This is a genomic window from Paraburkholderia sp. RL18-101-BIB-B (assembly GCF_046026985.1).
GTDB lineage: Bacteria > Pseudomonadota > Gammaproteobacteria > Burkholderiales > Burkholderiaceae > Paraburkholderia.
This window is the reverse complement of record NZ_JARESV010000012.1, coordinates 192,083-199,005: the sequence shown is the minus strand read 5'-3', so window position 1 is coordinate 199,005 and position 6,923 is coordinate 192,083. Positions and strand designations below refer to the sequence as shown.

Annotated in this window: 9 protein-coding genes; 3 read left to right on the top strand and 6 right to left on the bottom strand. The window is 62.5% G+C overall.

Annotated features, from left to right (window positions below; translation table 11 throughout):
- Window positions 1-79: 79 nt before the first annotated feature.
- The 4 genes from P0D73_RS19750 to P0D73_RS19735 form a co-directional block, all read right to left on the bottom strand.
- Window positions 80-583, bottom strand: coding sequence for a YbhB/YbcL family Raf kinase inhibitor-like protein (locus tag P0D73_RS19750; RefSeq protein ID WP_132375510.1), 504 nt, complete (start codon window positions 581-583; stop codon window positions 80-82).
- A gap of 162 nt (window positions 584-745) precedes the next feature.
- Window positions 746-1,192 carry a very short patch repair endonuclease gene (locus P0D73_RS19745; protein ID WP_408177900.1) on the bottom strand — a complete coding sequence of 149 codons (447 nt, stop codon included), beginning with the start codon at window positions 1,190-1,192 and terminating at the stop codon, window positions 746-748.
- Window positions 1,193-1,255: 63 nt separating this feature from the next.
- Complete coding sequence (gene dcm / locus P0D73_RS19740) at window positions 1,256-2,536, bottom strand: DNA (cytosine-5-)-methyltransferase (protein ID WP_408432602.1); 1,281 nt, start codon at window positions 2,534-2,536, stop codon at window positions 1,256-1,258.
- A gap of 286 nt (window positions 2,537-2,822) precedes the next feature.
- Entirely contained in the window at window positions 2,823-3,149 is a 327-nt protein-coding gene (locus P0D73_RS19735; protein ID WP_132375504.1) for a hypothetical protein, read from the bottom strand.
- Between the two features lie 175 nt (window positions 3,150-3,324).
- On the opposite strand from P0D73_RS19735, the gene P0D73_RS19730 reads away from it, so the two are divergent.
- The 3 genes from P0D73_RS19730 (at window position 3,325) to P0D73_RS19720 (ending at window position 4,870) form a co-directional block, all read left to right on the top strand.
- Window positions 3,325-3,516 carry a CsbD family protein gene (locus P0D73_RS19730; RefSeq protein ID WP_132375502.1) on the top strand — a complete coding sequence of 64 codons (192 nt, stop codon included), beginning with the start codon at window positions 3,325-3,327 and terminating at the stop codon, window positions 3,514-3,516.
- 196 nt (window positions 3,517-3,712) lie between these two features.
- Window positions 3,713-3,934 carry a hypothetical protein gene (locus tag P0D73_RS19725; protein WP_132375501.1) on the top strand — a complete coding sequence of 74 codons (222 nt, stop codon included), beginning with the start codon at window positions 3,713-3,715 and terminating at the stop codon, window positions 3,932-3,934.
- Window positions 3,935-4,162: 228 nt separating this feature from the next.
- Window positions 4,163-4,870, top strand: a complete 708-nt coding sequence (locus P0D73_RS19720; protein ID WP_408432600.1) for a glutathione S-transferase N-terminal domain-containing protein — start codon at window positions 4,163-4,165, stop codon at window positions 4,868-4,870.
- Window positions 4,871-5,006: 136 nt separating this feature from the next.
- Here P0D73_RS19720 and P0D73_RS19715 read toward each other — a convergent pair whose 3' ends face one another.
- Both P0D73_RS19715 and P0D73_RS19710 read right to left on the bottom strand, forming a co-directional pair.
- Entirely contained in the window at window positions 5,007-5,900 is an 894-nt protein-coding gene (locus tag P0D73_RS19715; protein WP_408177903.1) for a LysR family transcriptional regulator, read from the bottom strand.
- A gap of 244 nt (window positions 5,901-6,144) precedes the next feature.
- A complete protein-coding gene (locus P0D73_RS19710; protein WP_408177904.1) occupies window positions 6,145-6,756 on the bottom strand; it encodes a cysteine hydrolase family protein in 612 nt (203 codons plus the stop codon).
- Window positions 6,757-6,923: the final 167 nt, after the last annotated feature.

Genomic DNA, 6,923 nt, shown 5'->3' with positions numbered 1-6,923 from the left:
GGGCCGACTTTAGATAACAGGCCCCCGCAGCCACGGTGGCCGGCTCTGCTTGCGCGCGCCGGCCACCGCGTCTCCCGCGTTATTTGAGTTCGTACAAGCCGGTGTGAGTGGTCGAGTCGAGTTCGTTCAGATGCGTCATGAAGCGCGCCACCGCGTTGGTGGTGTCCGCGTTGATCGGCAGATGCGGCACGCGCAGCGCATGCAGACGGAAAATGTAGCGATGCGCCTTGTCGCCGCGCGGCGGCGCGGCGCCGCCGAAGCCGACCGTGCCGTAGTCGTTGCGCACCTGCAGCGCGCCTTGCGGCAGCAACGAGCCATCCGCCTTGCCGGCGTTGCGCGGCAGCGAGCGGGCATCACCCGGAATGTTCACCACGACCCAGTGCCAGAAGCCGCTGCCGGTGGGCGCGTCGGGATCGTGAACGGTGAGCGCGAAGCTTTGCGTGTCGGGCGGCGGCGCCTCCCATTGCAACGCGGGCGAGATGTTCTCGCCGTCCACGCCGAAGGCCTTGTCGTGGTATTCGTGGGCTTTCGGCATGAAGCCGTTGGTGGGAAATTCGTCGGACCAAAGACGGAAATCTGCCATGATGTGCCTCCCTTCTTGAGTGGTTCTGGGATGGTCGGGGCGTGCGGTTTTGCAACCGGTTTGCAGGGCAGGGCGCCGCGCGGAAGTACCCCGAGTTAGCCAGCCGAGTGTATCACCAGCGGCCTTCGAATTCGTGGCAGGCGGCGAGGCTACAGGCGGCTTTCAGCCGCGTTCCTCGAAGCTCGGCGCATCGCTCTTCAGCCACTCGACGAGCCGCTGCAAGACACCCTCGATATCGCGATTGGCGCCGCGTAAAGCGCATTCCCATACCACCGCGACGCGCCAGCCGTTGGCGAGCAGCGCCGCGCGAACCTTGTCGTCGTTGCTGCGATTGCGGCCGATCTTGTCGCGCCAGAACTCCGGCCGCGTTTGCGGCCATTTGAAAAGATGACAGTCGTGGCCGTGCCAGAAGCAGCCATGCACCAGCACGACAGCGCGGTAGCGCGGCAAGACGATGTCCGGGCGTCCCGGCAGATCGCGCGCATCCAGACGGAAGCGAAAGCCCTGCCGATGCAGCAGGCTGCGGATCAGGATTTCCGGTTTGGTATTGCGGCCGCGGATGCCGGACATCATCCGGCTGCGCGTCGCGCTGTCGACGATATCGACCATCTTTAGCGCTTAGCTAGTGTTTCGAAGATTTCGACACGCCGGCCACCGACACAAGCTGACCGCTCACGCGTAAAGCGAGAGCGTTTGCATCGAACCATGGCGCGTCTCCTCGGCGAGCAGGGTTTGCACATGCGGCAGCATGATGCGCGCCACTTCGCGCATCACCGGCATCACGACGCTGTTGCCGAATTGCCGGTAGGCCTGCGTGTCGCTTACCGGGATCCGGAAGGTATCGGGAAAACCCATCAGCCGCGCGCATTCACGTGGCGTGAGGCGGCGCGGACGCAGTGCCTCGCCTTGATAGATCAGGATCTCGGAGCCGTCCTTGTGATAGCGCGCCGACAGCGTGCGTGTCACGCTGTTCGGATAGGCCATGCCGAAGCCGAAACCGTTGCCTGCCGCGCGATGTTTCTCCGCGTAGTTTTGCAGATAGGTCCAGAGGTTCGGCGTGAGCGTGTACTTGGGCTGGACGCGCCGGCCCGTGTGATCGAAGAAGCGATCCTGGTCCCACGGCAGCACCGGTTCACTGCCGTCCGTGCGATGCAGGATCGAGCCGAGGCGCGGGCCGTCTGCCGGCAGATGCAGGTCGTCCCAGGAGAACGAAGTCTTGCCGCGAAAGCCGACGATGATGATCCGTTCCCGATGCTGCGGCGTGAAATGCTGGCCGTCGACCACGCGATAGTGCACTTCGTAGCCGAGTTCGTCGCGCAGGGTTTGCAGGATCACGTCGAAGGTGCGGCCCTTGTCGTGCGAGAGCAGGTTCTTCACGTTCTCCAGCAGGAACGCGGCAGGGCGTTTCGCCGCGATGATCCGCGCGACGTCGAAAAAGAGCGTGCCCTGGGTCGTGCATTCGAAACCGTGCGGCCGGCCCAGCGCGTTCTTCTTGCTCACGCCGGCGATCGAAAACGGCTGGCACGGGAAGCCGCCGAGCAGCACGTCGTGGCTCGGCACGTCTTCAGCCGGAAACGAGACGATGTCGCCGATCAGCGCATGCTCGCCGCCGCCAGGGTAATTCTCGCGATAGGTCTTGGTCGAAAAGTCGTTCCACTCGCTCGTAAAGACGCAGTCGCCGCCATGCGCCTCGAAGCCCATGCGAATCCCGCCGATGCCGGCGAACAGATCGATGAAGCGGAACTGGGCGTCGCCGCCCGCGCTGCGTTTGGCCCGCGCGCGGTTTTGCAGCAGATCGCGCAAGGCCGGTTCCAGCATCGCCGGGCACTGCGTTTCGCCTTTTTCCCAGCGGCGCACCGTCTTGATGTCCTTGCCGACATGCGCGGCGATTTCGCGTTGAGTGAAGCGGGCGCGCGCTTGCTTGAGCAGTGCGAGCGGTGCGGCGAGGGTCACGGGTGTCCTTGCTGGGAATTTTTGCGGACATTATGACCTAAGGTCGTCCCATTTCCCTATTTTTTGCGCGGCTTGGGCAGAAAATTTCCAGGTTCGGCACACCGGGGACAGGGGAAGTCCACGGCTAAATGTGGCTGTCACAGTTGCGCGTGTACGCTTCTGGCGTGACGCGAATTCCCCGCGTTGCGACGTGTTGAGGCCGCGACGTGTTTCGCGGCCTTTTTTTAACTCGTGCAAAGGGGCTGCCGCCGGCCCGGAAAGGGCCGGGGTTCAGGCTCGCAGCGCGTCAGACCGGGTGGCTGGCGTTGGCCGGATAGGGCGGTGGGAACAGGGCGGCGGTGGCAGGCGCCAATGCGTCCCAGGCCAGTTGAGGTTCAGCTTCGTACTGATCGAGCTGGAGCAGGAGGCTGTCGACCGTGCACAGTTGCGCGTGGGACAGGTTGCCGGCGTCGAGCAGTTGGTACAGACGCTTGCGCCAATACGCGGCCGGCAGGATCGGGCCGCCCAGGTCGCCGTGTAAAGACGGCCGCATCACACGCGCAATATGCGCGATGTCCCGGTCGATCAACGCGGCCTGGGATGATCCCGAAAGCGTAATGAGTGTGCGGTCCATGGCTCCTCCTTGGCACCTTTACGGCAGGCAGAGGCGGGACTTTAGGCCTTTCTGAAAATATTTTTACGCGACGCGCGCTGGAGAAACGAGGCCGTGCGCAGGCACGGGCACACCCGTTGCTGAGTACGGATACTGGCGTAATGTCGCGCCGGCATTCCAAATAGTGGAGCCGAACATGAACAAGGACCAGGTGAAGGGTGTGACTGAGCAGGTCAAGGGCAAGGTCAACGAAGCGGTCGGCAAGGCCACGAACAATCCGGGCAAGGAACTGAAGGGCGATCTGCAACAAGGCGCGGGCAAGGTGCAGAAGGCCTATGGCGACGCTAAGGAAGACGCCAAGGACAACGCCAAGCGCAACGCGCCGTAATTCGGCTTGCGACGGGTTCGACGGAAGAGGCGCTTCGGCGCCTTTTCCTTTTTGCCGACGCTTTTGCGTCGCGCAACGGCTCTTTTTCGCCCGATGGCGGATTTTGCCTGGGAGTAACCCGGGATTGGTGTCGAGAGCATTCCGCACGCGGTGCGCCGCCTTTAGACTTGGCGCATCCAACACGGAGACGGCGCCCATGACACCCGAAAAAATTCTTTCGATGTTCGAACGGCAATACCTCGAGGGCAAAACGCCCGTCGACCTGGAACAGACCTGCGCGAGCTTCGCCAGTTGGCTGGCGGCGGCGTGGGAACTGCTCGACGGCGAGCAGAAGACGCTGTTGCTGACGGTCGGCGCGTCCTTGTGGCGCGATGGTTATAACCTGCGCGCCGGCACGGCGACCAAGGATTTGTGGTGAGTGCGGGCTAGCGTGCGCGTTTTGCGTTCGCGGGCCACTCTGGTTACACGTCGACTGTAAAACCTTGCGTGCCGATAGGAGCATCGGGCCGCGCGCGCACGCGTTGCGCCGAGTCGGTTTATATTTGGCGATCTTGCATTGGGATCTTCGCTGCGGGTCGTCCGGCCGGCTGCCGGGGCCCGATTCTCTTTTCAAGCCGCCACTTTCGCACAAGGGTTACACCGCCACATGACCGAACTATCCGCTTTTCCGATCACGAAGAAATGGCCTGCCGAGCATCCGGACCGGATTCAGCTCTACTCGCTGCCCACGCCCAATGGCGTGAAGGTGTCGATCATGCTCGAAGAAACGGGTTTGCCGTACGAGCCGCATCTCGTGCGCTTCGATGCCAACGATCAGATGACGCCGGAGTTTCTGTCGCTCAATCCGAACAACAAGATTCCGGCGATCATCGATCCGAACGGGCCTGACGGCAAGCCGCTGCCGCTGTTCGAATCCGGCGCGATCCTGATTTATCTCGCGGACAAGTGCGGCCGGTTCATTCCGCAGGATGCCGTCGGCCGCTATGAAGCGATCCAGTGGGTGATGTTCCAGATGGGCGGCATCGGACCGATGTTCGGCCAGGTGGGTTTCTTCCACAAGTTCGCCGGCAAGGAGTACGAAGACAAGCGTCCGCGCGATCGCTATATCGGCGAATCGAAGCGGCTGCTCGGCGTGTTGGATCGGCAACTTGAAGGACGTGACTGGATTCTGGGCGATTCGTATTCGATCGCCGATATCGCCACGTTTCCTTGGGTGCGTAATCTGATCGGCTTCTATGAAGCGGGCGATCTCGTCGGCATTCAGGACTTCCCGAACGTGACGCGCGCACTGGCTGCGTTCGTCGCGCGACCGGCCGTGGCGAAGGGACTGGATATTCCGAAGCGTCCGTCGTAATCGATTCAGGCGGCCGGGCGGCGAGTTTCGTCGGCCGGCTGTCGTTCACCTTGGACCCGACGCGCTTTCTGCGTGGATCTTGGGTTGTCTCTCTCTCTTCTATTTGCGTTCGCTTGACGCTGCGTCGAGCGCATCGTCATCGTCCGCGATAGTGCTCAGCCATGTGATCGACGAACGCCCGCACCTTGGGCGCCACATAACGCGTTTGCGGATACAGCGCGTAGTAGTGGCGGCTTCCGAGCGTGTAGCCTGGCAAGACTTGAACGAGACGGCCGCTTCCGATGTCTGTCTGAACCGTCTGCCGCGTGAAGGCGGCAATACCCGCGCCCGCGAGCGCCGCGGAGTAGAGCGCAGTGATAGCGTCCGTTCTCAGCCGGCTGCGCGGCAGGACATGGATTGGCGCGCCTTGTTCGGACGTCAGCACCCATTCTGTCGGTGCGAGCGCGCCGGTAAAAGACAGTAACTCGTGTTCGGCGACTTGCCCGGATGTGTGTGGGAGTCCGTGTCGAGCCAGATAGGTCGGCGATGCAACCAGCACGACGTCCGAGACGGCCAAGGTCCTCGCAACCAGCGTCGTGTCCGCCAATGGTCCGCTGATGCGCAGCGCTACGTCGAAGCCCTCTGCAACGAGGTCGACGAACTGATCGCTGCACGATAGCTCTAGTTGGATGTCGGGATAACGCTTCTGGAACGCCGGAAGCCAGTCAGCTAGTTCCAGTGTGCCGATGGCAAGCGGCGCGGTGACGCGCAGCAAGCCGGCCGCCTGTTGATGTTCGTCCGCCATGGCCTGCGCCGCTGCTTCCACGCGATCGAGAATATCGACGCTGGCCTTGTAGTAGCGTTCACCCGCGGCCGTCAGCGTAAAGCGCCGCGTGTTACGGTTGAGCAACTGAACACCGAGCGAAACCTCGAGTTGCTTCAATTGACGCGACACACTCGAATGCGTGGTGTCGAGCCGTTCGGCCGCAGCCGAAAATCCCTGCGCTTCGACGATGAAGCGGAAGGCGCGCATTGCAAGCAACTGGTCCATGGGCGAGATTGGCGCTACGCGGCGTCACCACGAAGGTGAATCGGGCCAATGCTTAGCGCAGCGGTAAGTGAATGATTTCCGACGTGCTCATCACGTCGCCAAACGTAGCTTCGATTCGGCCGGTGACGCACGATGCCGAGCCGCCCGATGCTACCACGACGTCGTCGTAGCCACTAACGAGCACCGCGCTCGACAATCAGTAGGATGCCGGAATATCCGAATGACATGATGAGCTTCGTGCCGTTTATCCGGCGGCCAGCGACAGGACGTCGCTCGTGCTCATCACCGAGCCGAACGTATCCGCGATTTCAGCCAGGGCCGACAGATGCAGCGTGGCGTGCCCAACGCGCAACTCACTGTCGACGACGATGTCGCGGGTCGCGCATGCGTCGGCGACCACGACAACTTCAAAGCCTGCCGGCACTGCGTCTCGCGCGGCACCGGCTACGCAGGCGTGCGTCATGAGGCCACCCATGACGAGATGCGTGATGCCATCGTCTTTTAGCGTACGCGCGAGATCCGTGCTGGCAAATACGCTCACGGAGCTCTTCTCGACGACGCGATGGGCGGGCTTCGGTTGCATGTCCGCGTGAAATTCCACTTGCCGGCTATCGGCGGCAAACAGAGGTGAGCCGGCCGGTGCAACGTGCTGCACGTGGACGACGTGCCACCCATGGTGGTCAGCGCATTCGACAAGCTGGCGCGCGTTTTGCAACGCCGCCGCGCCATCGGGAATGGGCAGCGAGCCCGTGAAATATTCGTTCTGAAAGTCGACCAACAGCAACGCGGTGGTGTGAGCCGGCAGCGAAGCGGGTGGGCAGGCACCGAGGATGCTACGAAGTGTGCGGCTGGACATGGTTCTTTTCGGCAGTGATTGGAGAGGAACCGAGTCTAAGGCGGGCGAAGCGCCGCAACAACGCTGTGGGCTAAACAAAGTTTGTGCGTGATTTGCACAGTTCGACGCCGCCACAGCGGCCTTCTCGTGCGACGACGACCATCGCTGCGACCATAGGGTATTAGGCG